19 protein-coding genes and 1 pseudogene are annotated in these 24,310 nt (G+C 73.2%); 12 read left to right on the top strand and 8 right to left on the bottom strand.

Annotated features, from left to right (window positions below; translation table 11 throughout):
* Positions 1-52 precede the first annotated feature (52 nt).
* Both ACZ52C_RS26950 and ACZ52C_RS26945 read right to left on the bottom strand, forming a co-directional pair.
* The gene (locus ACZ52C_RS26950; protein WP_469077188.1) at positions 53-1,990 is read right to left on the bottom strand and encodes an SMI1/KNR4 family protein; all 1,938 of its coding nucleotides are present in this window, start codon (positions 1,988-1,990) and stop codon (positions 53-55) included.
* Positions 1,991-2,119: 129 nt separating this feature from the next.
* Positions 2,120-3,433 carry an ABC transporter substrate-binding protein gene (locus tag ACZ52C_RS26945; protein ID WP_469077187.1) on the bottom strand — a complete coding sequence of 438 codons (1,314 nt, stop codon included), beginning with the start codon at positions 3,431-3,433 and terminating at the stop codon, positions 2,120-2,122.
* 359 nt (positions 3,434-3,792) lie between these two features.
* Here ACZ52C_RS26945 and ACZ52C_RS26940 point away from each other — a divergent pair, with 359 nt between their 5' ends.
* On the top strand, positions 3,793-4,854 hold the full coding sequence (locus tag ACZ52C_RS26940) for a LacI family DNA-binding transcriptional regulator (protein WP_469077186.1): 1,062 nt from the start codon (positions 3,793-3,795) through the stop codon (positions 4,852-4,854).
* Positions 4,855-4,881: 27 nt separating this feature from the next.
* Here ACZ52C_RS26940 and ACZ52C_RS26935 read toward each other — a convergent pair whose 3' ends face one another.
* The 4 genes from ACZ52C_RS26935 to ACZ52C_RS26920 all read right to left on the bottom strand — a co-directional run bounded on the left by ACZ52C_RS26935 (position 4,882) and on the right by ACZ52C_RS26920 (position 9,841).
* The gene (locus ACZ52C_RS26935; protein ID WP_469077185.1) at positions 4,882-5,565 is read right to left on the bottom strand and encodes a response regulator; all 684 of its coding nucleotides are present in this window, start codon (positions 5,563-5,565) and stop codon (positions 4,882-4,884) included.
* Positions 5,566-5,588: 23 nt separating this feature from the next.
* Positions 5,589-6,773, bottom strand: a complete 1,185-nt coding sequence (locus ACZ52C_RS26930; RefSeq protein WP_469077184.1) for a sensor histidine kinase — start codon at positions 6,771-6,773, stop codon at positions 5,589-5,591.
* 91 nt (positions 6,774-6,864) lie between these two features.
* A complete protein-coding gene (locus ACZ52C_RS26925) occupies positions 6,865-9,060 on the bottom strand; it encodes an MMPL family transporter (protein WP_469077183.1) in 2,196 nt (731 codons plus the stop codon).
* A 166-nt stretch (positions 9,061-9,226) separates the two neighbouring features.
* Complete coding sequence (locus tag ACZ52C_RS26920; protein ID WP_469077182.1) at positions 9,227-9,841, bottom strand: hypothetical protein; 615 nt, start codon at positions 9,839-9,841, stop codon at positions 9,227-9,229.
* 327 nt (positions 9,842-10,168) lie between these two features.
* Here ACZ52C_RS26920 and hisC point away from each other — a divergent pair, with 327 nt between their 5' ends.
* Positions 10,169-11,215: a histidinol-phosphate transaminase gene (gene hisC, locus ACZ52C_RS26915; protein WP_469077181.1), complete on the top strand. Its 1,047-nt coding sequence runs from the start codon at positions 10,169-10,171 to the stop codon at positions 11,213-11,215.
* Between the two features lie 5 nt (positions 11,216-11,220).
* Entirely contained in the window at positions 11,221-12,906 is a 1,686-nt protein-coding gene (locus ACZ52C_RS26910) for an aldehyde dehydrogenase family protein (RefSeq protein ID WP_469077180.1), read from the top strand.
* Positions 12,907-12,962: 56 nt separating this feature from the next.
* Here ACZ52C_RS26910 and ACZ52C_RS26905 read toward each other — a convergent pair whose 3' ends face one another.
* Positions 12,963-13,454, bottom strand: coding sequence for an Lrp/AsnC family transcriptional regulator (locus ACZ52C_RS26905; protein WP_469077406.1), 492 nt, complete (start codon positions 13,452-13,454; stop codon positions 12,963-12,965).
* Positions 13,455-13,583: 129 nt separating this feature from the next.
* Here ACZ52C_RS26905 and pdhA point away from each other — a divergent pair, with 129 nt between their 5' ends.
* From pdhA to ACZ52C_RS26890, 3 genes are read left to right on the top strand one after another with little or no spacing between them, the layout of a single operon-like run.
* On the top strand, positions 13,584-14,705 hold the full coding sequence (gene pdhA / locus ACZ52C_RS26900) for a pyruvate dehydrogenase (acetyl-transferring) E1 component subunit alpha (RefSeq protein WP_469077179.1): 1,122 nt from the start codon (positions 13,584-13,586) through the stop codon (positions 14,703-14,705).
* Positions 14,706-14,708: 3 nt separating this feature from the next.
* Entirely contained in the window at positions 14,709-15,824 is a 1,116-nt protein-coding gene (locus tag ACZ52C_RS26895; RefSeq protein WP_469077178.1) for an alpha-ketoacid dehydrogenase subunit beta, read from the top strand.
* Positions 15,821-17,287, top strand: coding sequence for a dihydrolipoamide acetyltransferase family protein (locus tag ACZ52C_RS26890; RefSeq protein WP_469077177.1), 1,467 nt, complete (start codon positions 15,821-15,823; stop codon positions 17,285-17,287). The genes ACZ52C_RS26895 and ACZ52C_RS26890 overlap by 4 nt, the downstream gene beginning before the upstream one ends.
* A 399-nt stretch (positions 17,288-17,686) precedes the next feature.
* On the opposite strand, the gene ACZ52C_RS26885 is transcribed toward ACZ52C_RS26890, so the two are convergent.
* Positions 17,687-18,451, bottom strand: a complete 765-nt coding sequence (locus tag ACZ52C_RS26885) for a hypothetical protein (protein ID WP_469077176.1) — start codon at positions 18,449-18,451, stop codon at positions 17,687-17,689.
* 280 nt (positions 18,452-18,731) lie between these two features.
* Between ACZ52C_RS26885 and paaN the strand changes: the two genes are divergently transcribed.
* The 6 genes and pseudogenes from paaN to ACZ52C_RS26855 all read left to right on the top strand — a co-directional run.
* Positions 18,732-20,444 (top strand): phenylacetic acid degradation protein PaaN, encoded by a 1,713-nt coding sequence (gene paaN, locus ACZ52C_RS26880; protein WP_469077175.1) that lies wholly within the window; start codon positions 18,732-18,734, stop codon positions 20,442-20,444.
* Positions 20,437-21,660 carry a thiolase family protein gene (locus tag ACZ52C_RS26875; RefSeq protein WP_469077174.1) on the top strand — a complete coding sequence of 408 codons (1,224 nt, stop codon included), beginning with the start codon at positions 20,437-20,439 and terminating at the stop codon, positions 21,658-21,660. Before paaN ends, ACZ52C_RS26875 begins: the two co-directional genes overlap by 8 nt.
* Positions 21,657-22,403, top strand: a complete 747-nt coding sequence (locus ACZ52C_RS26870; protein ID WP_469077173.1) for an enoyl-CoA hydratase/isomerase family protein — start codon at positions 21,657-21,659, stop codon at positions 22,401-22,403. The genes ACZ52C_RS26875 and ACZ52C_RS26870 overlap by 4 nt, the downstream gene beginning before the upstream one ends.
* On the top strand, positions 22,400-23,254 hold the full coding sequence (locus tag ACZ52C_RS26865) for a 3-hydroxyacyl-CoA dehydrogenase family protein (RefSeq protein WP_469077172.1): 855 nt from the start codon (positions 22,400-22,402) through the stop codon (positions 23,252-23,254). The genes ACZ52C_RS26870 and ACZ52C_RS26865 overlap by 4 nt, the downstream gene beginning before the upstream one ends.
* Positions 23,251-24,072 (top strand): enoyl-CoA hydratase/isomerase family protein, encoded by an 822-nt coding sequence (locus ACZ52C_RS26860; protein WP_469077171.1) that lies wholly within the window; start codon positions 23,251-23,253, stop codon positions 24,070-24,072. The genes ACZ52C_RS26865 and ACZ52C_RS26860 overlap by 4 nt, the downstream gene beginning before the upstream one ends.
* An 85-nt stretch (positions 24,073-24,157) precedes the next feature.
* Positions 24,158-24,310 (top strand): annotated as a pseudogene (locus tag ACZ52C_RS26855) (1,2-phenylacetyl-CoA epoxidase subunit PaaA); the annotation flags it as partial.

The raw sequence follows: 24,310 nt of genomic DNA, 5'->3' as shown, positions 1-24,310 counted from the left end.
CGTGGGGCGAGGGGAGCGGACGGTCCGGCCGGGCAGGCCGGAGCAAGTCGGCTCAGCCCAGCCGGATGACCGTGAACGTCTCCCCTTCCCCGGGTGGCCTTGTCCAGGAGCGGGTCGTGAAGGTGTGCAGCCGCCCGTGGGTGATCGCGTGCCGCGGCAGGTGGACACCGAACTCCCCGGCCACCGCTTCCAGCAGCGCCCGCTCGGTCTCGGCACCGCTCCTCGGCCGGCCGAAGAACCGGCTCGGATCCAGCGCGCGCGGTATCTCCCCGCTCTGCCGGACCTCGCCGTCGACGTAGGTGAACGCATACTCCTCGGTGCCGTCCCGTGCCACCGAGAGATGGAAGTGCGACTCCTCGTGCTGCTTCCTGAGGCCGCTCCACACCACCACCGCGCGGGTGCCCGCGCTGGCCCGCGCGGCCGGGGAGACGAACCGCTGCCGGCCGAAGGAGGAGGGTTCGCCGTCGAAGGCGAAGCTCCAGCCGGGCCCGGCCCGCCCCACCGACACGAGGGCCCTGTCGTCGTAGGACGAGAACTCCCTCCGGCCGTGCAGCCATCTGCGGCGGGCCTCCCAGGAGGTCAGGGGTTCGCTCAGCACGGCGTCGCCTTCGCTCCCGGCCTGGCCGCTGCCGGCGTCCCCGCCCTCGTCGCCGTCCGCGAGACGGCGCGGCAGGTCCTCCGGATCCACCCCTTCCACCAGGACGAACCGGAAGCTGCTGCGGTTGTTGCCCGGGTCCGGCTCCGCGAGCCAGGCCAGGTCGTCCGGGTCGAGCCGGTCCGTCGGCGCCGGTGTCGCACCCACCTGCCCCCCTCGCGGCGTGGAGAGCAGCTCGCGGCCCCGCTCCGGGGTCGCGAGCGGCCCGAGCAGGGGGTCGGCCACCCACCCGAGCGGCGCCAGATGGTCCGGTCCCAGCGGCTCCCACCAGGGCAGGGCGTCCCTCAGCGTCTGCCAGGCCCCGTCGGTGTCGCCCCACCGCGCCGACTCCCGCGCTCGCTCGACCGCCTCCCCGAAGGGTCCGGCCGCCGTGTACCGGTACGTGCCCTCGCGGACCCGCTCCAGCGTCGCGTAGGCCAGCGCGACCAGGTCGTCGTCGGCGCCCCGCAGGTGGTAGGTGAGCGTGGAGTCGTCCCGGTACGAGTGGGCCGCGTGCTCGGCGACCAGCGGGGGCAGCAGTTCGGGCGCGTACCGCGGATCCGTCGCCAGGCCCTCGAAGTGCACCCCGGTCTGTCCGAGCAGGCGGCGCAGCTGGTCACCCAGCCCGGCCGCCCTTGGTCTGCCGTACTGCTGGGCCTCGTCCAGCGCCTTCGCGGCCCGCTCCCAGTCGCCGCGCAGCGCGTCCTGTCGGGCCCGCTCCATCTGGGCGTCCAACCGGCGCGTCGTGTCGTTGACGAACTCCGGCTCCTTGCTGTTCCCGCCCGCCCGCAGGTTGTGGAACTCCCGGTGCATCTCCCGCATGAACGCGGTGAAGTCGGCGTGCCGCTCGGGCGGGGCGGCCCGCCAGCTCGACCACGTGTAGACGGCCCACTCACCGCGCTCGTCGACGTCCTCGGGATCCAGCAGGACGTGGGTGACGTCGGATTCCACGTCCAGCTGCAGGCCCCGCCGCCAGAGGTCGGCCTCGTGCCGTTCCTCGGGGTCGGCGTCCTCGTCCAGGTACTCCTCGAACATGTCCGCGAGCCCCGACTCGTTCTCGTGCCAGCGGGCGTCCCCCGTCCCGGCCAGCAGCCAGACGAAGCCACCCGCGTGCCGCCAACCGTCGCTCACCGCGAGGAACTCCCGGTACGACGGGGGCATCCGTCGGCCGAGACGCTCCTCCATGGCCGCGATCCGTTCCTCGGAGGCGGGCGGGAACCCCAGCCACCGGGCCTCCCGGGCGGTCTCGTCGTCCCTGCTCCGTGACTCGTCGTCCGGCAGGGAGTCCGCCCACTCCTCGCTCCACCCGCGTAAGAAGGACTCCCAGTCGAATGCCGCGCTGTCCGTATCGGTCATGCGTCCGATGCTGTCACCCACCACTGACAACGGCACCCGCCACAGCTGGCGCAACCCCGGCGACCAGCCGGCCACGATGGCCTTCGTCCTCATCGGAGCGGAGCGCGCAGGCTGATCGCGTCGGGCCCGTCAGTCGGACGCGAAGATCGTCTTCTTCTGCCGCTCGATGGACGAGAGCAGGCTGTCGACGCCCTTGGGGTCGCGGATGAACTTCTGCAGCGCCGGCTGCATCACCGTGGAGGTGAAGTCGGGGCGGCTGTCACGGTCCATGAACTGCGTCAGGGTCTTCGCCCCGCTGATCATCTCGAACGCCTTCTGCTGGAGGGGCGAGTACGCGGAGACGTCGGCCTTCCTGGAGGCGGCCACGACGCTGGGGTCGGCCTTGAGGTAGATCTGCTCGGCCTCGGGGGTGCCGAGGAACTCCATGAGCTTGACGGCGCCGGCCTTGTTCTTCGGGGCCTTGCTCATCATGAAGCCGTCGGTGGGGGCCTCGACGGTGTCCTGGCCGTACGCCGGGTCGATCTCCGGGAAGGCGAAGAAGTCGAGGTCGTCCAGGTCGGCCTTGTCGGTGAACTGCTGGCCCACGAAGGTGCCCAGCAGGTACATGCCCGCCTTCTTCGACACCAGGGTCTGCGCGGCGTCCTGCCAGGTGCGGCCGACGGCGCCCTCCTGGTGGTACGGCAGCAGCTCGGCCCACAGGTCGAAGACCTTGCGCACCTTGGCGTCCGTCCACGACGCCTTGCCCGCCATCAGCTCGACGTGGAAGTCGTAGCCGTTGGTACGGAAGTTGATCTGGTCGAAGGTGCCCAGCGCCGGCCAGGCGTCCTTGTCGCCGAAGGCGATCGGGACCAGCTTGTCCTTCCGCATCTGCTTGCACAGCGCCGTGAACTCGTCCCAGGTGGTGGGGACTTCGTAACCGTCCTGCTGGAAGACGCTCTTGCGGTAGAAGAGCGCCCAGGGGTACGTGGTCATCGGTACGAAGTAGTACTTGCCGTCCTCACCCCTGCTGAGCTGCCTCATCGCGTCGGGGAAGTTGCCGCCGATCTCGTCCCACACGTCGTCGACGGGGGAGGCCAGTCCCTTGGCCGCGAAGAACTGCGCGCGGTAGCCGGCGAACCAGTTGAACACGTCGTCCGGGGTGCCCTGGAGGTAGGTGTTGATCTGCTCCTGGAACGTGTTGTGGTCCTTGGTGTTCACGTCGACCGCGATCCCGGACTGCTTCGTGAAGGCCGCGTAGATGTCGGCGAACGCCTTCTTCGGCACCGTGTCCGACGCGTTGGAGCCGACGGTGACGGTCTTCGAGCCCGCGGCGCCACCGCCGCTGCCGCCACAGGCGCTGAGCAGGGGTGTGCCTGCGCCGAGTACGGCGGCGCCGCCCATGCCCCGCAGCAGCGAGCGGCGGCTCGGACCGGAGAGGGACTGACCGAAGGACGGAAGGTGCATTTCGGCTCCTGACGGGCGGCCGCAGGTCGGTCATGGGTCGTCGGCCCCACGGGCATGCGGCGGGAAAGGAGGTCGCCAAGCGACCATAATCAAACACGACCACACAGACCTGATCGGTGGATGGCAGGAAGAGTGAACGTCACCGGGGCGTGCTGTCAAGACTCTGAGAATCACGGTCGAGGGCGCTCGCGTGTGAGGGAGACGCGCATCGAAGTCAAGCCGCACGAACCCTTGACGCGTACCCCCTCGGCTGCGTAGACCTGACCGCGCGATCAGGCTGCGGGGGCGTGATCACTGACGTCGTTCGCCGCAGGGACACAGCGCGGGCCGGTGCAGGGACGCAGCTGCCAGGAGAGTTCATGACACCAGCAGAGGGGCGCGCCGAGACCGCCCCCGTGCCGCGCAGCGCGGACGTCGCGCGGCAGGCCGGGGTGTCGCGCAAGACGGTCTCGCGGGTGTTCAACGACGAGCCGTACGTGTCCGAGGAGGCGCGGCAGCGTGTCCTCGCGGCTGCCGCGGAGCTCGGCTACCGGCTGAACCCCGCGGCCAGGGCACTGGCTTCGGGGCGCAGCCGCTCCCTCGGTGTCGTGGCCCTGGGAACGGCGGGATACGGCACGGCCTCCCTGCTCGTGCACATCGAACAGGCCGCGCGGGACGCCGGATACGCGCTCCGCGTGGTGAACACACCGGACGGCGACCCCGACGGCATCGGCGGCGCCGTGGAGTCGCTGCTGGAGCAGGGCGTGGACGGAGTCGTCGTCTCCGAACCCGTCGTGAGGGGCGAGGTCCCGCTCCGTGTGGACGTCCCCGTGCTCTTCCTCGGAGCACCGCCGTCCTTCGACGCCGGCCGAACGGTGAGCGTGAGCGTGGGTGCCCATGAGCTGGCACGAGCAGCGACCGAGCACCTGTTGGGCCTCGGACACACGACGGTGCACCACCTCGCGGGCCCTCGGCAGTGGTACGCCACGGAGGACCGCATCGCGGGATGGCGGGCGGCGCTGGCCGCTCGGGGCGCGCACGAACCCCCTCTGCTCAACGGCGACTGGTCGGCCGCGTCCGGCTACGCGGCGGGGGGCGCGCTGGCCGCGGACGACTCCGTGACCGCGGTGTTCGCGGCGGGCGACGAGATGGCCATCGGCCTGATCCACGCCCTGCGGGAGGCCGGGCGGCGCGTGCCGGAGGACATCAGCGTGGTGGGCTTCGACGGCAACCCGGTCTTCGCCTATGTCTCACCGCCGCTGACCACCGTCCGTCAGCCGTTCGCCGCCGCGGCGTCGGAGGGGATCCGCCTCCTCGTGCACGCCATCGACCATCCCGACACCGAGCCGCCGCGGCCCGACGAGCCGCCCGTCGAACTCATCGTCCGTGGCTCGACTGCGCCGCCGCGCCACCGACGCCGACTCCCGCTCCGCAGCGGCTGAGCACCGGTCGCCCCTGGCTCGGCAACGTCACCGTGAGTCCTGCCGTTGACCCGGCCGCACCAGACCCGTCTCGTAGGCGATGACGACCAGTTGGGCCCGGTCGCGGGCGCCGAGTTTGGCCATGGCCCGGTTGGCGTGGGTCTTGACGGTGACCGGGGTGACGAAGAGGCGTTCGGCGATCTCGTCGTTGGGCAGGCCGGAGCCCACCAGCGTCAGGACCTCCCGTTCCCGGGGAGTCAGCGTGGCGAGCCGCGCGGTGTCGACGAGGTCGCCGGGGGAGGGGTGGGCGAGGACGCGCGTGATGAGGCCCTTGGTGGCCGCCGGGGAGAGCAGCGCCTCGCCCGCGGCCACGAGACGGACGGCGTCGAGGAGCTGCGCCGGTTCGACGCCCTTGCCGAGGAAGCCGCTCGCGCCGGCCCGCAGGGCCTCGACCACGAGGTCGTCCTCTTCGAAGGTGGTCAGGACGAGGACCTTGACCCCGGCCAGGTCCTCGTCCTGGGCGATCAGCCGGGTGGCCTCGATGCCGTCGACCTCGGGCATCCGGATGTCCATCACCACCACGTCGGCGCGCTCGGACCGGGCCAGCCGGGCCGCCTCCCTCCCGTCGGACGCCTCCGCGACGACGTCCATGTCGGGCTGTGCGTCGATGAGCAGCCGGAAGGTGCCGCGGAGCAGGGCCTGGTCGTCGGCGAGCAGGACACGAATGGTCATGGGCGGTGGTTCCTCACGGGGTGTCAGGCGGTTGCGGGGGAGAACGAGAGCGGCAGCTCGGCGACGACCTCGAAGCCGCCTTCGGGACGCGGGCCGGCGGTGACCGTGCCGCCGATGGCGGTGGCGCGCTCGTGCATGCCGATCAGTCCGTGGCCGGTGCCCGCGCCCTTCGGCGCCCCGGGGCGGCCGTCGTCCGTCACGGTGACCCGGAGCGCGTGCACGCCGTAGTCCAGGACCACCGAGGCGTGCGACGCGGACGCGTGCTTGTGGGTGTTGGTGAGGGCTTCCTGGATGATGCGGTAGGCCGTGAGGTCGGTCGCGGGCGTCGGCGGCGAGGGGCTCCCGGTACGGGTCACCGACACGGACAGCCCGCTCGCCTCGAACCCGCCGACGAGGGTGTCGAGATCGGCCAGGCGCGGGATGGGGGCCCGCGAGCCAGGCGCGTCGTCGGGCTGACGCAACAGGCCGACGGTGGCGCGCAGTTCGTCGAGGGCGGCGCGGCTGTTGTCCTTGATGTGGGCCAGTGCCTCGTACGCCTGCTCGGGGTTGGCGCGCATGAGGTGGTGCGCCACTCCGGCCTGGGCGTTGACCAGGGTGATGTGGTGGGCGACGACGTCGTGCAGGTCGCGCGCGATGCGCACGCGTTCCTCGGTGACCCGGCGCCGGGCCTCCTCCTCCCGTGTGCGTTCGGCGTGTTCGGCGCGATCCCGGGCCGCCGCGAGGTTCTCCCGGCGGCTGCGGACGGCGCGGCCCAGCGCGGTGGCCGCGATCGCGAAGTCGAACCGCAGCAGACTGGCCCCCGCCACGAGGGACTCCGTGTGCGTGGCGGCGTGGACACCGGTGATCGCCACGGCCGCGGTCACCCCGACGGTCCACGCGGTGCGCCCGCCGCCGAGCAGCGCGAGGGTGTACAGGGCGACCAGGCTCGCCGCCGGGATCGGCGAGATGTGCGAGGCGACGGCCATCAGCGTGAGGTCGCCCGCCAGGGTGAAGAGGGCGACCCCCAGCGGCCGGCGGCTCCGGAAGGCCAGCGGCACGCACGACAGGGCCGTCCACGCGACCTCGTGCCAACGGGGCTCCTGCCAGCCGTTCTTGCCGGCGGCGGCGGTCGCCGCCGCGGCGATCACGATCAGCGGCACCGCGGGCAGGGCGTCTGCGATCCGGTCATGGCGGGTCAGCCACTGTCGCCACACCATGGGCAGTTCCATTCCCTCACTCTAGGCAGCACGCGCCGGCGGAAGACGAGGTCACCCCGCCGTCCACCGGCCCGTGTGCGATGTCGGTCCGCTGTGGCGACGGTCAGTCGGCCAGTCCGACGGGCTCCGGCTCCCGTACCGCGTGCCGCGGACGCGTGGGTTCGTCGGCGGGGCCTTCCACGGACACGTCGGGCAGCGCCCGGTCCAGTCGGCGGGGCAGCCACCAGTTGGCCCGTCCGCACAGGTGCATGAGGGCGGGGACGACGACCATGCGGATCAGCAGGGCGTCCACGGCGACGGCGACGGCGAGGCTGACGCCGAACTCGGAGATGACGCGCATGCCGCCGAACACGAAGGAGCCGAAGACACAGACCATGATGGTGGCGGCGACGGCGATCACCTTGCCCGTCTCGGCCTGCCCGACGCGGACGGCGCGCCGGCTGTCACCGGTGTGGGCCCACTCCTCGCGCATCCGGCTGACCAGGAAGACCTGGTAGTCCATGGACAGGCCGAACATGATGCCGACGACCAGGATCGGCACGAACGACTCGATCGGTCCGGCGGCGCCGAGCCCGAGCAGTCCGGCGCCGAAGCCGTACTGGAAGACGACGACGATCGCCCCGAAGGCCACCCCGATGCTCAGGATGTTCAGCAGCGCGCCGACCGCCGGGATGAGCAGGCTGCGGAAGGCGACGGTCAGCAGCAGGAACCCGAGGGCGGCGATCACCAGCACGAACACCGGCAGCTTGCCCATCAGGACGGACGCGAAGTCGTCGTTGCTCGCAGTGACTCCGCCCACGTACACCTTCAGCGAGGTGCCTTGCTCCGCCTCGGGGATCACGTCGTCGCGCAGGCGGTGGATCAGGTCGGAGGTGGCCGCGGACTGCGGGGAGGTGGTCGGGACGACCTGGATCACGCCGACGTGCTGCCCGTCCTTCATGGGCGCGGCGCCGGCACGGGCGACGCCGTCGACCCGCTCCAGGGCGGTGACGAGCTTCGCCGCGGCGGCCCTGTCGGTGGTGGTGGGGGCCTGGACGGCGAGGACGAGGGGGCCGTTGAAGCCGGGGCCGAAGCCGTCCGCGATCATGTCGTACGCCTGGCGGTTCGTGGAGGTCGCCGGCAGGTTGCCGTCGTCGGACGCGCCCAGCCGCAGCGACAGCGTCGGCAGCGCGAGCGCCGCGAGTACGGCGAGGGCCACGACACCCAGGGTCCTGGGCCGGGCCTGGACCCGCTCGGCCCACCGGTGCCACAGCCCGGCGGTCCCGCCGGCCGGGCGGCTCGCCCGGCCGGCCACGCGCCGGCGCTCCTTCCTGCTGAGGACACGCGGGCCGATCATGCCCAGCAGCGCGGGCAGCAGGGTGATGGCGGCCAGTACGGTCAGGACGACGGTGACGGCCGCGCCGATCGCCATGCCGTTGATGATGCCGACGTCGAGGGTGAGCATGCCCAGCAGCGCGACCACGACGGTCAGCCCGGCGAACAGCACGGCCCGGCCTGAGGTGTCGAGGGCCTTGGCCGTCGACTCGGCGACGTCCATACCCGCCATGAGGTGGGCGCGGTGCCGGTTGACGATGAACAGCGCGTAGTCGATGCCCACACCCAGACCGATCAGCGAACCCAGGGTCAGCGTGGTGTCGGACAGGGTGACGACGTGGCTGAGCAGTATCACCGCGACCGCGGAGGTGCCCACGCCGACGACGGCCGTGATGATCGGCAGTGCCGCCACCCAGACCGCCCGGAAGACCAGCAGCAGCACGACGAAGGCCAGGACGACGCCCATGGCGTCGGCGACCGCGTTCGGCTCGGGGTTGACGGTGAACGCCTGCCCGTTCAGCGCGATGTGCAGGGCCCCCGACCCGGGATCGGTGGCGAGTTCCTTCACATGGTCGACCTGGGCGTCCGCCACGTCCCGGTCGAAGGCGACCGTGGCGTAGGCCGTCCGGCCGTCCTCGCTGATCTGTCCCTGGCCGGCCGGTGTGTAGGGGTTGGTCACCGCGGCGACGCCCGGTGCCCCGGCCATCTCCCGGAGCGTCCGGGTCATCGCCTGCCTGGCGGCGGGCTCGGTGACCTTCCCGCCGTCGACCTGCCAGACCACCCGGCCGCTCTTGCCCGCCGCGTCGTCGGAGGCCTGCTGGAGCAGTGCCGTCGCCTTGGCCGAGTCGGTGTCCTGCGAGATCGGGCTGTTGCCGAAGGCGCTGCCGGCCGCGCCGACTCCGGCGCCGAGAGCGAGCAGCAGGCCCACCCAGACCAGGACGACGGCGAGCCGGTGCCGGTGGCACCAGCGGGCGAGAGGGGACATCGACGAGCCTTTCGAGGGGACTGCCACGTGCGAGCGGGCCGTCGATCACGGCCCACTCGAACACTCGCACCCATCCCTGTCTCTCGTCGTCGGCCGTCCGCAGACTCTTTCGCCTACTGCGAGCGCAGCAGACGGGGCGACGACGAACCGGGGCTCGCGAAGGAGGTCACGGGTGGTCGCCGCCCCACGGGTTCGGTGTGGTCCCGCCGGACGCGCCGCACGCGGTCGTGGGCGGGAGGAGGTGCCGGGCGGCGACCCGGGTGGTGCGGAACGGTGTGTCCGCCGTGGTGGAGGCGGGCGTCAAGGGGGCCGCGAGGGCGGGCAGTTCGGTCCGCGTCAGGGGTGCGCCCGGGTACACCGCCATGAGGACGCCGGTGCAGTCGTCGCGTTCCTCCGAGGCGAGGCCGCTGGGCAGGCCCACGGTCCAGGGCCTGCTGCCGTCGGTGGTCAGGCGGACGCGCAGGACGGACCTCAGGTCCGTTCCCGCCGTCGTGACGGTGGCCTGCCAGAACTCGACCCGCATCGAGATCGGCTCGCACAGGGGCCCGCCGGTGTGCGCACCGATCACCACCGCCTCGTCCTCGTCCGCCGCTCCGCCGGGGAACGACACGGCCGGGCGCAGCCACGCCGCCCGCTTCTGCGCCGACCATCCGCCGTCCGCCCGGCAGACCTCGGCGCCGGCCCGTACACCGTCGGCCTGCTGCGCGCAGCCGGCGGTCAGCAGCGTCAGGGCCGCCGTGAGTGACGTCAACGACCCGGGGGCGAGCTGGGGCCTGGACATGTTCTCCCTCGATCGGCGCGGGCGAGGCGTCGGTGGCCTCGCGAGTGAGGGCAGTCTTCGCGGAGCGCGGCGGCGGCCGGGGGGCCGGGAAGGGGCATGTGGCCCACTTGTGATCAACACACTGCGGCCGGGCCGGGCCGTCCGTCTCGTGGGAGCGGGTCCCACGGGGCCCCGGCAGGACTACTTGCCGGTACATGTGCGGAAGACCGGCATTCTGTCGCCTGATTTCCCAATTGGTTGAACGGTTGTCGATTGCTGTCCACGATTCTCCTGTCAAGTGCCCGGAGGCACGACTTCCGGCCCCACCGCTGCAGAAGTGAGTCGAGCATGGTGCGTGTCCGTTCGTCCCTGGCCCAGTTGCCCCCCTACGTCCCCGGGCGCAAGATGCCCGGCGCCATCGCGCTGGCAAGCAACGAGTCTCCGTACGGGCTGCTGCCCGGCGTCACGGCGAGACTCGTGGAACTGGCCGGCGGGGTGTCGCGGTATCCCGACCTGGGCGCCACCGCCCTCGTCCGGGCCCTCGCCGAGCACCACGGTGTCGACTCCGAGCGGATCGCGCTGGGCGCAGGTTCCTCGGAGGTCTGCGCCCAGCTGCTGCACTCGGTCGTCGGACCCGGCGACGAGGTCGTCTTCGGCTGGCGGTCCTTCGAGGCGTACCCGATCCTCACCGCGGTGGCGGGCGGCACCGCGGTGCGGGTCCCGCTGCGGGATCACGGACTGGACCTCGACGCCATGGCCGAGGCGGTCGGTGACCGGACCCGGCTGGTCTTCGTCTGCAACCCCAACAACCCCACCTCCACCGCGGTCGGCGAGCAGGCGCTGCGCGACTTCGCGGACCGGGTGCCAGAGGACGTCCTGGTCGTCGTCGACGAGGCCTACCGGGAGTACGCCGATCCGGAGCTGGTCCCCGACGCCCTCGCCCTGCTCGGCGACCGGCCGAACGTGGTGGTGCTGCGGACCTTCTCCAAGGCGTACGGCCTGGCCGGGCTCCGGGTCGGCTACTGCGTGGCCCCGCCCGGCATCGCCGCGCACGTCCGCAAGACGCAGATCCCGTTCAGCGTCAGCGCGCTCGCCCAGGAGGCCGCGACGGTCGCCCTCGGCGAGCACGCGGAGGTCGTCCGGCGGGCCGCCCTCACGGTCGCCGAACGGCAGCGGGTGACACGGCGGTTGCGCGACCTCGGCTTCGAAGTCCCCGACTCCGAGGCCAACTTCGTCTGGCTGCCGCTCGCCGCCGACAGCGGGGACTTCGCCCTGCACTGCCTCGGCGGCGATGTCGTCGTGCGCCCGTTCGCCGGCGAGGGCGTCCGGGTGACGATCGGGCTGCGGGCGGAGAACGACGCCCTGCTCGCGGCCGCCGCGAGCTGGAGAGGCTGACGGCCATGCGCGTGGGGCCGTACGAACGGCATCGCGGGCTGCTCCAGCAGGCGGTACGGGCCATGGCGGCCGGCGAGTGCTGCGCCCTGTTCACCCGTGCGGGACGGGGCGGCACCGACGCGGGCATGCGGTCGGCACGGACCGCGGAGAAGGTGTTCGGCTCGCTGCTGGGCCGCCCCTTCGACCTCGGCCAGCCCGGTGAACTCGGCCGGCTGCGCACCGAGACCTCGCCGTACGGCGTCGCCATGGACATCGACTACCCGCGGTGCGACCCCGCGGTGCTGGTGGCGTCGGCCCGCCGGGCGATGGCCGGCTGGCGGGCCGACGGGCCGTACCAGCGGGCGGGGGTGGCGGTGGAGATACTGCGCCGGCTGAACACCCGCAGCCATGAACTGGCGCTCGCGGTGCACCACACCACGGGCCGGTCCCTCACGGCCGCCTTCCGGGCCGCCGGGCCGCCCGCCCAGGACCGCGCGCTGGAGGTGGTGGCCCGCGCGTTCGCCGAGTCGGAGCGCGTTCCCCCGGACCTGCACTGGGAGAGTCCGCGCCGCCGCAAGGAACCGCTGGCGATGGCGGGCACCTGCGCCCTGGCGCCGCGCGGTGTGTCGCTGCTCGTCGGCTGCCCCGAACATCCGACCTGGAACGGCTGGCCGGGCCTGTTCGCCAGCCTGGTGACCGGCAACCCGGTGATCGTGGCCCCGCACCCCAGGTCCGTGCTGCCGCTGGCGATCACCGTGCGCGTCGCCCGGCAGGTGCTGGCGGAGGCCGGACACGACCCCGACCTCGTCACCCTGGCGGTGGCGGCTCCCGGGGAGCCCCTGTGGCAGCGGCTGGCGACGGACCCGGCGGTGCGCATCGTCGACTTCACCGGCCCGGCCCGGTGCGCCGACTGGCTGGAGCGGCACGCCCGGCAGGCCGCCGTGTTCGCCCACCGGACCGGACTGAACACCGTGGTCCTCGACTCCACCGAGGACTACCGGGGCCTGGTGCGCGGCCTCGCGCGCTCCCTGTGCCTGTGCAACGGAACGGTCCGTACGACACCGCAGAACATCCTGGTGCCGGCGACGGGCATCATGACCGACGAGGGGCGCAAGACCCTTCGGGACCTCGGCGCGGACCTCGGCGAGGCCGTCGACCGGCTGCTCGGGCACCCGGCGCGCGTGGCGAGGCTGCTGGGCGCGATCGTCGACGACGAGGTGCGCACGGGACTGACGCAGGCCGCGCGACACGGCGCGGTCGTGCACGCCTCCGGGGCACTGCGCCATCCGGACCATCCCGGCGCCGACCTGCGCAGCCCGCTCGTGGTCCGGCTGGGGGCGCGCGACGAGCGGGTCTACGCCCGGGAGTGGCCCGGCCCCGTCTCCTTCCTGGTGGGCACCGACTCGACCTCGCACAGCCTGGAGATCTTCCGCCGCACGGTCGGCCGCCACGGCGCGCTGTTCGCCGCGGTGCACTCGACGGACCCGCTGGTGCTGGCGGCCGCCGAGGCGGGCGCGCTGGACGCCGGGGTCCACCTGGTGGAGAACCTCGCCGACGACCTGCCCGCCGATCCCTCCTCGACCGCGCCCGAACCGCCGGACGGGGGCGCGCACTTCGTCACCGGACGGTTCCGGGTGGTGCGCTCGCGCAGCCGCCTCGCCGCTGCCGAGCGCCCGCCCGTGCGCGACCCCGAGGAACTCGTCGGCGCTTGACCGGCCGGGCCCGCCCCACGGGACGGGCCCGGTGGCGGTCCGCCCGGTACCGCCGGTCAGCCCGTCCAGTCCGCTCCGCGCCCCCGCACCTCGTCGAACACCAGCCAGGTCCGTGTGGACCGCACCCCGGGAACGGCCTGGATGCTCTCCAGCACGACCGAGCGCAACGCCTCGTTGTCCGGCGCGCGCACCAGCACCAGGACGTCGAAGTCGCCCGTCACCAGGGAGACATGCTCCACGTACGGGATCTCGCGCAGCTCGCGCGAGATGTCCCGCCAGGCGGCCTGCTCGGTGCTCAGGGTGACGTAGGCGCTCGTGCCGAGGCCGGCCCGCTTGGGGTTCAGCTGTGCGGTGAAGCCGGTGATCACCCCTTCGGCCAGCAGTCGGCCGATGCGGGTGTAGGCGTTGGCGCGCGAGATGTGCACCTGTTCGGCCAGCGCGCGGACCGACTGGCGGGCGTCCTTCAGCAGCCGGGCCAGGATCTGGCGGTCGGTGTCGTCGAGCGGGACGGCAGTTCGTCCGGGCACGGGCCCCGTCGGCGGGTCCATCTCAGACACATTGCTCTCCAGAACATCAAGGTGCGGCACTTCATCTGCGGTTCACGCGAAGTCTTGAACACATATTCCCTCGTCGTCACCATTCTCCTGTCAAGCGTCCAGAGAAAGCGAGTGGCCTCCATGTCCGTGAAGAGCCTCCGACAGACGGTCCAGGGGTTCCTGCCGTCCCTCACGCCGGTGCGGTTCGTGGCCGAGGACGGCACCCCCGTGGCCAAGCCCCCGGCCGGTTACCCCGAGCCCTCGCAGGAGGCCCTGCGCGAGGCCTACCGCCTGATGGTCCTGGGGCGCCGCTTCGACACCCAGGCCACCGCGCTCACCAAGCAGGGCCGGCTCGCCGTCTACCCCTCCAGCCGGGGCCAGGAGGCCTGCCAGATCGGCGCCGTCCTCGCACTGCGCCCGGACGACTGGCTGTTCCCGACCTACCGGGACTCCGTCGCCCTGGTCACCCGGGGCATCGACCCGGTCGAGGTGCTCACCCTGCTGCGCGGCGACTGGCACTGCGGCTACGACCCGGCCGCCACCCGCGTCGCCCCCCAGTGCACCCCGCTGGCCACCCAGGTGCTGCACGCCACCGGCATGGCGGAGGCGCAGCGCCGCAAGGGCGAGGACGGCGTGACGCTGGCCCTCGTCGGCGACGGCGCCACCAGCGAGGGCGACTTCCACGAGGCGCTGAACTTCGCGGCCGTCCTCCGCGCGCCGGTCGTCTTCTTCGTCCAGAACAACCAGTACGCGATCTCCGTCCCGCTGGCCCGGCAGACCGCGGCGCCCGCCCTCGCCTACAAGGGCATCGGCTACGGGGTGCGCTCCGAGCAGGCCGACGGCAACGACCTGGTCGCCGTGCTCGCGGTGCTCACCGACGCCGTCGCGCACGCCCGCGCCGGGCACGGCCCCGTCCTGGTCGAGGCGCACACCTACCGCATGGACGCCCACACCAACGCCGACGACGCGACCCGCTACCGCGACGCCGAGGAGGTCGAGCGCTGGCGCGCCGCGGATCCCCTGGGCCGGCTGGAGACACATCTGCGCGCCCGGGGCGCGCTCACCGACGCCGACGCGGCGGCGGCGCAGGAGGCGGCGGAAGCGCTGGCCGCGGACCTGCGCACCCGGATGAACGCGGACACCACCGCCGACCCGATGGAGCTCTTCGACCACGTCTACGCCGAGCCGACCCCGCAACTGCTGGAGCAGCGCGCCCAGTTGGCGGCGGAACTCGCCGAGACCGCACTGCCTGAGGAGGACTGACCCATGGCCGAGACCACCATGACCACCGAGGCCGCCACGACCACCGAGGCCGCCACGACCACCGAGGCCGCCAGGGCCACGGACAGCACCAGGGCCGCCGCCGCCAAGGTCACCATGGCGCAGGCGCTCAACACCGCGCTGCGCGACGCACTGCGCGAGGACGACCGGGTGCTCGTCTTCGGCGAGGACGTCGGCCCGCTCGGCGGCGTCTTCCGCATCACCGACGGACTGACCCGGGACTTCGGCGAGGAGAGGTGCTTCGACACCCCGCTCGCCGAGGCCGGCATCGTCGGGCTCGCCGTCGGCATGGCGATGGGCGGCTTCCGCCCCGTGGTGGAGATGCAGTTCGACGCCTTCGCCTACCCGGCGTTCGAACAGATCGCCTCCCACGTCGCCAAGTTGCGCAACCGGACCCGGGGACGGCTCACCCTCCCCCTGGTGATCCGCGTCCCGTACGCGGGCGGGATCGGCGGGGTCGAGCACCACTGCGACTCCAGCGAGGCCTACTACGCGCACACCCCCGGCCTGAAGGTCGTCACCCCGGCGACGGCCGAGGACGCGTACTGGCTGCTGAGGGACGCGATCGCCGACCCGGACCCGGTGGTCTTCCTGGAGCCGAAGAAGCTGTACTGGTCCCGCGAGGACACCGACCTGGAGCGCCGCGGCGCACTGCCGTTCGGGCGGGCCGCCGTACGGCGGGAGGGCCGTGACGCCACGGTCGTCGCGTACGGGCCGTCGGTTCCGGTGGCCCTGGCCGCGGCCGACGCGGCGGCGGCCGAGGGCATCGAGCTGGAGGTCGTCGACCTGCGCACGATCGTCCCCTTCGACGACGAGACGGTGACGGCTTCCGTACGGCGGACCGGGCGCTGTCTGGTCGTGCAGGAGGCGCAGGGCTTCGCCGGGGTCGGGGCGGAGATCGCCGCGCGCGTGCAGGAGCGCTGCTTCCATTCGCTGGCCGCCCCCGTTCTGCGGGTGAGCGGTTTCGACATCCCCTATCCGCCGCCGAAACTGGAGCACGCGCATCTGCCCGGTGTCGACCGGGTCCTGGACGCCGTCGACCGCCTCCAGTTCGGGGACGAACCCGACACCCTGCATCTTCCGAAGGGAGCGGTCGCATGACCACGGCAACGCGTCCGGAGCAGTTGTTCCGGCTGCCCGACCTCGGCGAAGGACTGACCGAGGCGGAGATCGTCGAGTGGAAGGTCGCCGTCGGCGACACCGTGACCGTCGACCAGGTCGTGGTCGAGGTCGAGACCGCCAAGGCCGCGGTCGAGGTGCCGGTCCCGTACGCGGGCACCGTGCTCCGGCTGCACGCGGAGGCGGGCTCGGCGCTGCCGGTGGGGGAGCCGCTGATCACGGTGGGGGCGGAGGCTCTCGCCGGGGCCGACGGTTCCGCGCGCGGGCCCCGGCCCGAGGACGCGGGTGGCGCACCGGACCCGGTGGCGCCGGCCGACGCGGCGGCGGAGCGTTACCGGGAGGAGGAACAGGCCGGATCCGGCAATGTGCTGATCGGCTACGGCACCGGCCACGGCCCGACGACCTCGCGCCGGCGCCGGCGACGTGCCGCCACGTTCGACAGCGCGGCACCGGCGAACGCAGCCGCCGCATCCGACACCCTGTCCGCCAGTGCCGGCACCGGTCCTACGGCCACAACCGCCGCCACCGTCACCGGAACGCACGCCCCCCGGGTGATCTCGCCCCTCGTGCGGAGGATGGCCCGGGAGCACGGCGTCGACATCGCGGGTGTGTCACCGTCCGGCCCGGCGGGAGTCGTCCTCAGAAGGGACGTCGAGCAGGCCATCGCCCTGGCCGGACGGACCACGAGCGGGAGCGCGGCCCACCAGGCCGTGGTGCCCGCCCCCGCACCGCGGGAGACGACCACGACGACCGGCCCCGAGCGCATCCCCCTGCGCGGAGTCCGCCGCGCGGTCGCCGACAAGCTCTCCCGCAGCCGGACCGAGATCCCCGACGCCACCACCTGGGTCGACGTCGACGCGACCGGGCTGCTCCAGGCCAAGAAGGCGTTGGAGTCCGCCGGAACCGGCACCCGCGTCGGTCTGCTGGCGCTCTTCGCCCGCATCTGTGTCGCCGGGCTGCGCCGCTTCCCCGAGCTGAACTCCACGGTCGACACCGAGCGCCGGGAGATCCTCCGCCACGGCGAGGTGCACCTGGGCTTCGCCGCCCAGACCGAACGCGGGCTGGTCGTCCCGGTCGTCCGTGACGCCCACCTCATGACCACCGTCCGACTGGCCGCCGAACTGGCCCGGTTGACCGAACTGGCGCGCGGCGGGAACCTGCCGCCGCACGCGCTGACCGGGGGCACGTTCACCCTGAACAACTACGGGGTCTTCGGCGTCGACGGATCGACCCCGATCATCAACCACCCGGAGGCCGCCCTCCTCGGGGTGGGCCGACTCGTCGACAAGCCCTGGGTCGTCGACGGGCAGTTGACGGTCCGCAAGGTCACACAGCTCTCGTTCAGCTTCGACCACCGGGTCTGCGACGGCGGAGTGGCCGGTGGCTTCCTGCGCTTCGTGGCCGACTGCGTCGAGCGCCCGGCGATCCTCCTCGGGGACGTCTGACCCGCCGCACCCCTCCGCGATCCGCGCCGGACGCGGGATCCCGAAGACCAGGACCGTACAGTGACCCTGCCCCGCACCAGAAGCTCCGAGCCGGACGACCGTCCCCCGGGCGCCCTGTGGCCCGCGTCCTTCTCCCATCGCCCCGAGGCCCGCACGGCCGCCCACGCCCTGGCGGGGCACGTCGTCGAGTTCGCCCTCCTCCTGGCGTACGCCACCCCTCGGCCGCCCGACCGGCCCCTCGGGCTCGTACGCGGGGTGGCTGACGGTCGTCGGGATCGCCGCCTTTCTCCTGGCGGCCTACCTCTTCGGCCATTTCGGCCCCTACCAGTACGCCGCCCCCACCCCCGGCCGCTGCCCCGGATGATGAGGGCGGCGAGGGCTGCGCCCCCGTCCCGGCGCTCAGGGCCGAGCGGGCTCGTCCTTCGCCGTGGTGCCGTCGGCCGCGGCGGGCGGGGGACCGCTCTGCCGGCGCCGGAGCTGTCTGTGGACGATGAGCATCGCGGCCGTGGCGCCGGTGGCGACCGGGACGAGCGGCCAGAACCGGGGATGGTCGGTGCCGAGGGCGGCGGGGACCAGGGCCAGCGGGACGATCGTGGCCGCTCCGACGATGATGCCGAACGTGCTTACCCAGAAGGCGTCGTGCGAGTCGACCGCGTCGGTGCCGCCCCGGCGCGCCCTCCGGACGCGCGCCGCCACCAGCAGGACGATCGAGTAGCCCATCGCCAAGGGGTAGAGGACGAGGAGGACGGTGCCTCCGGGGCCGCTGTGCCACCCGCGCCACACATAGGCCCCGTCGAGCTCGACCACGTGTCCGTGCCACAGGCCGGCCCGGGCGTGATCACCCACGTCCAGCCCGCTGCTGCCGTCGTCCGTCACCGACCGGACCTCGCCGTTCACCCGCAGGTCGAGCGTGACCTCGTGGCGGACCGTCACCTCCGCGGTGCGGTCCTGGCCCGTACCGCCGAGCGACTCCTTGCGTTCGTCCGTCCGGTTCACGACGGTGGCGTCCGCCCGTTCCAGGGTCCCCGAGGAACGGGCCGCCGCGATGGCCACCTCCTCGTACGTCCGCCAGGCGAACAGCGCGATCAGCACCGCCATGGTCAGGCGGAACACCACCAGGAACGCCCGGGCCCGTCTCGACCGGCCCTCGCGTACGTCCGACATGACTGCCTCCCCTCCCGCACCCCGCGACCCGCAGGATCAGGTGTTACCCCCACCGGAGATCTTTGACGCGACGGAGCGCGTGCCGGTGACGTGCGTCCGTGTCCGCCGAACTCCGGGGCTCGGGACGCCTCGTCCGTGGCGGGCATCGCGTCCGCGCGAGATCCGACCGAGTGGCACATATCACGATTTCTCACGCCTTGTCTCCCGACCGAACATTCGGTTAGCGTGCGGCACGGCTCAGTAACCCAGTCGCCCCGCTGCAAGTCGAGAGGTGGAACGCATGCCCCCAACTCCCCCTGACCGCCCGGACTTCTTCACCCGCCACCGCGCCCTGCTGGAGGAGGCGGTCGCCGCCACCGCCGCCCGGGACCATTGGACGCCGTATCCCGAGTCGCCCAGCAGGTCCGCGTACGGCGAGGACGCCGCCAAGGACGGAGAGGCCGCGTACCGGGCGAGCCTGGGCGGCCACTTCGAACTCCCCGGCCATCCGGGGCACGGCGCGGTGGCGGCGGCCGAGAGGTCCCCGTACGGCTTCGCGCTGGGCGTGACCTACCCCCGAGTCGCCCCGCAGGAGGCGCTGTCGGCCGCGAAGACCGCCATGCTCTCGTGGCGCGACGCCGGGCCGGACGCCCGTGCGGGGGTGGCCGCGGAGATCCTCGCGCGGCTGAACGCGTCGAGCTTCGAGATCGCCCACGCCGTGCAGCACACCACCGGCCAGGCCTTCGTGATGGCCTTTCAGGCGGGCGGCCCGCACGCCCAGGACCGCGGCCTCGAGGCGGTCGCCCTCGCCTGGGCCGAGCAGAGCAGGCACCCGGCCGTGGCTCGCTGGAACAAGCCGCAGCCCAAGGGCGCCCCGCTGGTGATGGACAAGAAGTTCACGCCCGTCGGACGCGGGGTGGCGCTGTTGATCGCCTGCAACACCTTCCCCACCTGGAACGGTTATCCGGGCCTGTTCGCCTCCCTCGTCACCGGCAATCCGGTCGTCGTCAAGCCGCACCCGGGTGCCGTCCTGCCGCTCGCGATCACCGTGCGCGTCGCCCGCGAGGTGCTGGCCGAGGCGGGCTTCGACCCCAACGTGGTGATCCTGGCCGCCGAGAGCCCCGAGGAGCGCACGGCCTCGGTGTACGCCCTCCACCCGGACGTGCGGATCATCGACTTCACCGGCTCCACCGAGTTCGGCGACTGGCTGGAGACCCACGCCCGCCAGGCCGTCGTGCACACCGAGAAGGCCGGTCTGAACACGGTGGTGCTGGACTCCACCGACGACTACCGCGGACTGCTGGGCAACCTGGCCTTCTCGCTGTCCCTCTACAGCGGCCAGATGTGCACCACCCCGCAGAACCTGCTGATACCGCGCGACGGCATCGTCACGGACCGGGGCGTCAGGAGCGCGGACGACTTCGCCGCCGACCTCGGGGCCGCGCTGGACCGGCTGCTCGGCGACCCGGCCCGCGCGGCCGGCACCCTGGGAGCCATCGTCGGCGACGGGGTGCGCGCACGTCTGGAGGAGGCCGCCGGGCTCGGACGTACGGTCCGCGCGTCGGCGCCGGTCGAGCACCCGGAGTACCCGGAGGCGATGGTCCGCACGCCGCTGGTGGCGCGGCTGGACGCGGAGAGCGACCGTGAGATCTACACCCGCGAGTGGTTCGGGCCCGTCTCCTTCGTCATCGGCACCGACTCCACCGAGCACAGCCTCGCGGTCCTTCGCGAGACGGTGCGCGCACACGGCGCGCTGACCGCCGCCGTCCACTCCACGAGCGAAGAGGTGCTGGCCGCCGCCGAGTCGGCCGCCCTGGAGGCCGGCGTGCACCTGTCGGAGAACCTCACCGGCGCGGTCTTCGTCAACCAGTCCGCCGCCTTCAGCGACTTCCACGGCAGCGCCGCCAACCCGGCGGCCAGCGCCACCCTGTCCGACCCCGCCTTCGTCACCGGCCGTTTCGCGACGATGCAGTCGCGCCGGCCCGTTCCCGCCGAGGAGTCCGCCCATGTCTGACGACGTCTTCCTGATCGACGGCGCGCGCACCCCGCAGGGCCGCTACGGCGGCGCACTCGCCTCCGTTCGCCCGGACGACCTGGCCGCCCTCGTGGTGGGAGAGGCCGTGCGCCGTGCCGGAGTTCCTGCGGAGGCCGTGGACGAGGTGGTCCTGGGGGCCGCCAACCAGGCCGGTGAGGACAACCGGGACGTGGCGCGCATGGCCGTGCTGCTGGCGGGGCTGCCGCACACCGTCCCCGGCTACACGGTCAACCGGCTCTGCGCCTCCGGTCTCACCGCCGTCGCGAGTGCCGCCCAGGCGATCCGGTCCGGGGAGGCGGACCTGATGGTCGCGGGCGGGGTGGAGTCCATGACCCGCGCCCCCTGGGTGATGGCCAAGCCCGGCACCCCCTGGGCCAAGCCGGGGGAGGTGCACGACACGTCACTGGGCTGGCGCTTCACCAACCCCCGCTTCGCCGCCGCCGACCGGGCCGTACCCGCGGGCGCCGGCCCCGAGACGGTCAAGGTGACCCTCGCGATGGGGGAGACGGCCGAGGAGGTCGCGGCGCTGGACGGCATCACCCGAGCCGAGTCCGACGCATTCGCGTTGCGCAGTCACCAGCGGGCCGTGGCGGCGCGGGAGGCCGGGCACTTCGACCGCGAGATCGTGCCCGTTCCGGTGAAGGGCGGCGAGGTCACCCACGACGAGGGGCCGCGCCCCGGCACCACACTGGAGAAGCTCGGCGCGCTGCGGACCATTTTCCGTGAGGACGGCGTCGTCACCGCCGGTTCCTCCTCGCCGCTGTCGGACGGCGCCGCCGCGCTGGTGGTCGCGAGCGCCGACGCCGTACGGCGGTACGGGCTCACCCCGCGGGCGCGGATCGTCACCTCCGCGTCGGCCGGCGTCCAGCCCCAGGTCATGGGCCTCGGCCCGGTCCCCGCCACACAGAAGGCCCTGGCCCGCGCCGGCTGGCGGACCGGGGACGTGGACGCCGTCGAGTTGAACGAGGCGTTCGCCGCCCAGGCGCTGGCCGTCATACGCCGTCTCGGGCTCGACGAGGAGAGGGTCAACGCCGACGGCGGCGCCATCGCGCTCGGCCATCCCCTCGGCTGCTCCGGAGCCCGCATCCTGCTGACGCTGATCGGCCGGCTGGAGCGCGGGGACGCTCGCCGGGGCCTGGCGACGCTGTGCGTGGGAGTCGGCCAGGGCGTCGCCATGCTCGTGGAGCGCGTGTGAGCACCGCCTACGAGACGCTGCTCGTCGAGGAGCGGGAGGACCGGGTCGTCGTCACCCTGCACCGGCCCGAGGCCCGCAACGCCATCAGCGCCCGCATGATCGCCGAACTGCACGAGGTGTGCGGTCTGCTGGAACGCGACCCGAAGCTGCTGCTGCTCACCGGCCACGGCCGGGTCTTCGCGGGCGGCGCCGACATCGCCGAACTGCTGCGCCGGGGCCGCGACGAGGCCCTCCAGGGCATCAACAGCCGACTGTTCGAGCGGGTGCGCGGACTGCCCATGCCCACGCTCGCCGCCGTCGACGGCTGGGCGCTGGGCGGCGGCGCCGAACTGGCGTACGCCTGCGATCTTCGCATCGCCGGTCCGGACGCCGTCTTCGGCAACCCCGAACCGGGGCTCGGCATCCTCGCCGCGGCCGGTGCCTGCCGGCGGCTGCCCGAGCTGGTCGGCGCGTCGGTCGCCAAGCAGGTGCTGCTCGCCGGGCGGAACCTCGACGCGGACGCGGCACTCGCGGCCGGGCTGGTCATCGACGTCGTACCGGCGCGGCAGCTGCTGGACGAGGCGCACGCCCTGCTCGACCGCATGGCCCGCTCCTCCGCCACCGCGCTGCGGCTGACGAAGCTCGTCGTCGACGCACCCGGCTCCCACCCGGTCGTCGACGACCTGGCCCAGGCCGTGCTGTTCGAGGGACAGGACAAGAAGGACCGCATGACACGCTTCCTGGAGAAGAGGAGCCGGGCATGACCTCAGCACCCGCAGTCGTCGGGGTGATCGGTGGCGGCCGCATGGGCGCCGGCATCGCCCAGTCCTTCGCGACGGCCGGTTCCGCCGTGACCGTCGTGGAGAGCGGTGCCCAGGCCGCGACCGCGGCACTGGAGCGCGTGGCCGCCGGACTCAGGAGGGCGGCCGAACGCGGCGCACTCGCCGAGCCCCCGGAGGAGGTACTGGCCCGGGTGACCACGGTCGCGTCCGTCGAGGCCCTCCCCCCGCACGCCGACCTGGTCGTCGAGGCCGTCCCCGAGGACGCCGCGCTCAAGGCCCGGCTCCTCGCCGCCGCCGAACAGACGGTGCGCCCCGGCACGGTCCTGGCCAGCAACACCAGCTCCCTGTCGGTCACCGACCTCGCCGCCGTGCTCACCCGGCCCGAGCGCTTCCTGGGCATGCACTTCTTCAACCCCGTGCCCGCCTCCGAACTCGTCGAGATCGTCCTCGCACCCGGCACCGGGGCCGACACCCTCGACGCCGCCCTCGGCTGGACCCACTGCCTCGGCAAGAAGGACGTCGTCGTCCAGGACTCGCCCGGCTTCGCCAGCAGCCGCCTCGGCCTGGCCCTGGGCCTGGAGGCGATCCGCATGGTCGAGGAGGGCGTCGCCGAACCGGACGCCATCGACGACGCCATGCGGCTCGGCTACCGGCACCCCATGGGGCCGCTGCGCCTGACCGACCTGGTCGGACTCGACGTACGCCTCGCCATCGCCGAACACCTGCACGGCACGCTCGGCGAACGGTTCGCCCCGCCCCGGCTGCTGCGGGAGAAGGTCGCCCGCGGCGAACTCGGCCGCAAGACCGGAAAGGGGTTCCACACATGGGAATGAGCACCACGAACCGGCCCCCGGCCGACGAGACGCGGCACGGCGTCGGCTGCACCCTGGACGGCGGCGTCGCCGTCGTCGCACTCCGCAGGCCCTCCGCGGGCAACGCCCTGGACGTGTCGATGCGCGCGGGACTGTTCGCCGCCGTGCGCCGGGTGCGCGGCGAGGGCGACCGCGTCCGGGCGGTGCTGCTCACCGCCGAGGGCCGGCACTTCTGCGTCGGCCAGGACCTCAAGGAGCACGCGCGGGCCCTGGAGAGCGCACCCGCCTCCGCCTTCGCCGTCGTCCGGGACGAGTACAACCCGCTCGTCGAGGAGTTGCGCGCGCTGCCGCAGCCCGTGGTCGCGGCCGTCGAGGGCGCCTGTGTCGGAGCGGGGCTGGGGCTCGCGCTCTGCGCCGATATACGGGTCGCGGGGGCGGGGGCCCGTTTCTCGACCGCGTTCACCGGGATCGGCCTGGCCGCCGACAGCGGCCTGAGCGGGGCTCTGGCGCAGGCGGTCGGTCCGTCGCGGGCCGCCGCCCTGATGCTCCTCGGCGACCGCTTCGACGCACCGGCGGCGCAGCGGTGGGGTCTCGTGCACAGCGTCGTGCCGGACGGCGGCGCCGCTGCGGAGGGCCTGGCTCTCGCCCAGCGCCTCGCCGCCGGCCCCACCGCCGCGTACGCCGAGGTCAAGGCGTTGCTGCGAGCCGACGGAGCACCCCTGTCCGCCGTGCTGGAACGCGAGGCGGCGGCCCAGGAGCGGCTGGGCACGACCGAGGACCACCGGGCCGCCGTGCGGGCCTTCCTCGAAGGCCGGCAGCCGTCCTTCACCGGACACTGACCCGGCCGCCTCACACGCGTCGGAACACGAAACGCTCAGCCATGATGTCGACCGAACGAATGGTCGGTAGGGAAGGTAGGGACAGATGACCACGTCACACGCCGACGTGTCGGCGGTGGATTGCGCAGGGCCGGAGCTACGGGAGCACTTCGAGGTGACGATCGCGCGGGACCAGCGGATCGAGCCGCGTGACTGGATGCCGGAGGGTTATCGCAGGACGTTGGTCCGGCAGATCGCG

It is taken from the genome of Streptomyces sp. NPDC034049 (assembly GCF_055575575.1).
The sequence above is the reverse complement of the archived record's forward strand: the minus strand, read 5'-3'. Positions and strand labels throughout refer to the sequence as shown.

Excerpts from the sequence above, each read along its gene's own strand:
- pdhA (WP_469077179.1), top strand. The coding sequence starts at position 13,584 with ATGTCCGTGAAGAGCCTCCGACAGACGGTCCAGGGGTTCCTGCCGTCC.
- ACZ52C_RS26865 (WP_469077172.1), top strand. The coding sequence starts at position 22,400 with ATGACCTCAGCACCCGCAGTCGTCGGGGTGATCGGTGGCGGCCGCATG.
- ACZ52C_RS26895 (WP_469077178.1), top strand. The coding sequence starts at position 14,709 with ATGGCCGAGACCACCATGACCACCGAGGCCGCCACGACCACCGAGGCC.
- paaN (WP_469077175.1), top strand. The coding sequence starts at position 18,732 with ATGCCCCCAACTCCCCCTGACCGCCCGGACTTCTTCACCCGCCACCGC.
- ACZ52C_RS26930 (WP_469077184.1), bottom strand. The coding sequence starts at position 6,773 with ATGGAACTGCCCATGGTGTGGCGACAGTGGCTGACCCGCCATGACCGG.
- ACZ52C_RS26920 (WP_469077182.1), bottom strand. The coding sequence starts at position 9,841 with ATGTCCAGGCCCCAGCTCGCCCCCGGGTCGTTGACGTCACTCACGGCG.
- ACZ52C_RS26950 (WP_469077188.1), bottom strand. The coding sequence starts at position 1,990 with ATGACCGATACGGACAGCGCGGCATTCGACTGGGAGTCCTTCTTACGC.
- ACZ52C_RS26875 (WP_469077174.1), top strand. The coding sequence starts at position 20,437 with ATGTCTGACGACGTCTTCCTGATCGACGGCGCGCGCACCCCGCAGGGC.
- ACZ52C_RS26890 (WP_469077177.1), top strand. The coding sequence starts at position 15,821 with ATGACCACGGCAACGCGTCCGGAGCAGTTGTTCCGGCTGCCCGACCTC.
- ACZ52C_RS26910 (WP_469077180.1), top strand. The coding sequence starts at position 11,221 with ATGCGCGTGGGGCCGTACGAACGGCATCGCGGGCTGCTCCAGCAGGCG.
- ACZ52C_RS26860 (WP_469077171.1), top strand. The coding sequence starts at position 23,251 with ATGAGCACCACGAACCGGCCCCCGGCCGACGAGACGCGGCACGGCGTC.
- ACZ52C_RS26940 (WP_469077186.1), top strand. The coding sequence starts at position 3,793 with ATGACACCAGCAGAGGGGCGCGCCGAGACCGCCCCCGTGCCGCGCAGC.
- ACZ52C_RS26945 (WP_469077187.1), bottom strand. The coding sequence starts at position 3,433 with ATGCACCTTCCGTCCTTCGGTCAGTCCCTCTCCGGTCCGAGCCGCCGC.
- ACZ52C_RS26905 (WP_469077406.1), bottom strand. The coding sequence starts at position 13,454 with ATGGACCCGCCGACGGGGCCCGTGCCCGGACGAACTGCCGTCCCGCTC.
- hisC (WP_469077181.1), top strand. The coding sequence starts at position 10,169 with ATGGTGCGTGTCCGTTCGTCCCTGGCCCAGTTGCCCCCCTACGTCCCC.
- ACZ52C_RS26885 (WP_469077176.1), bottom strand. The coding sequence starts at position 18,451 with ATGTCGGACGTACGCGAGGGCCGGTCGAGACGGGCCCGGGCGTTCCTG.
- ACZ52C_RS26935 (WP_469077185.1), bottom strand. The coding sequence starts at position 5,565 with ATGACCATTCGTGTCCTGCTCGCCGACGACCAGGCCCTGCTCCGCGGC.
- ACZ52C_RS26925 (WP_469077183.1), bottom strand. The coding sequence starts at position 9,060 with ATGTCCCCTCTCGCCCGCTGGTGCCACCGGCACCGGCTCGCCGTCGTC.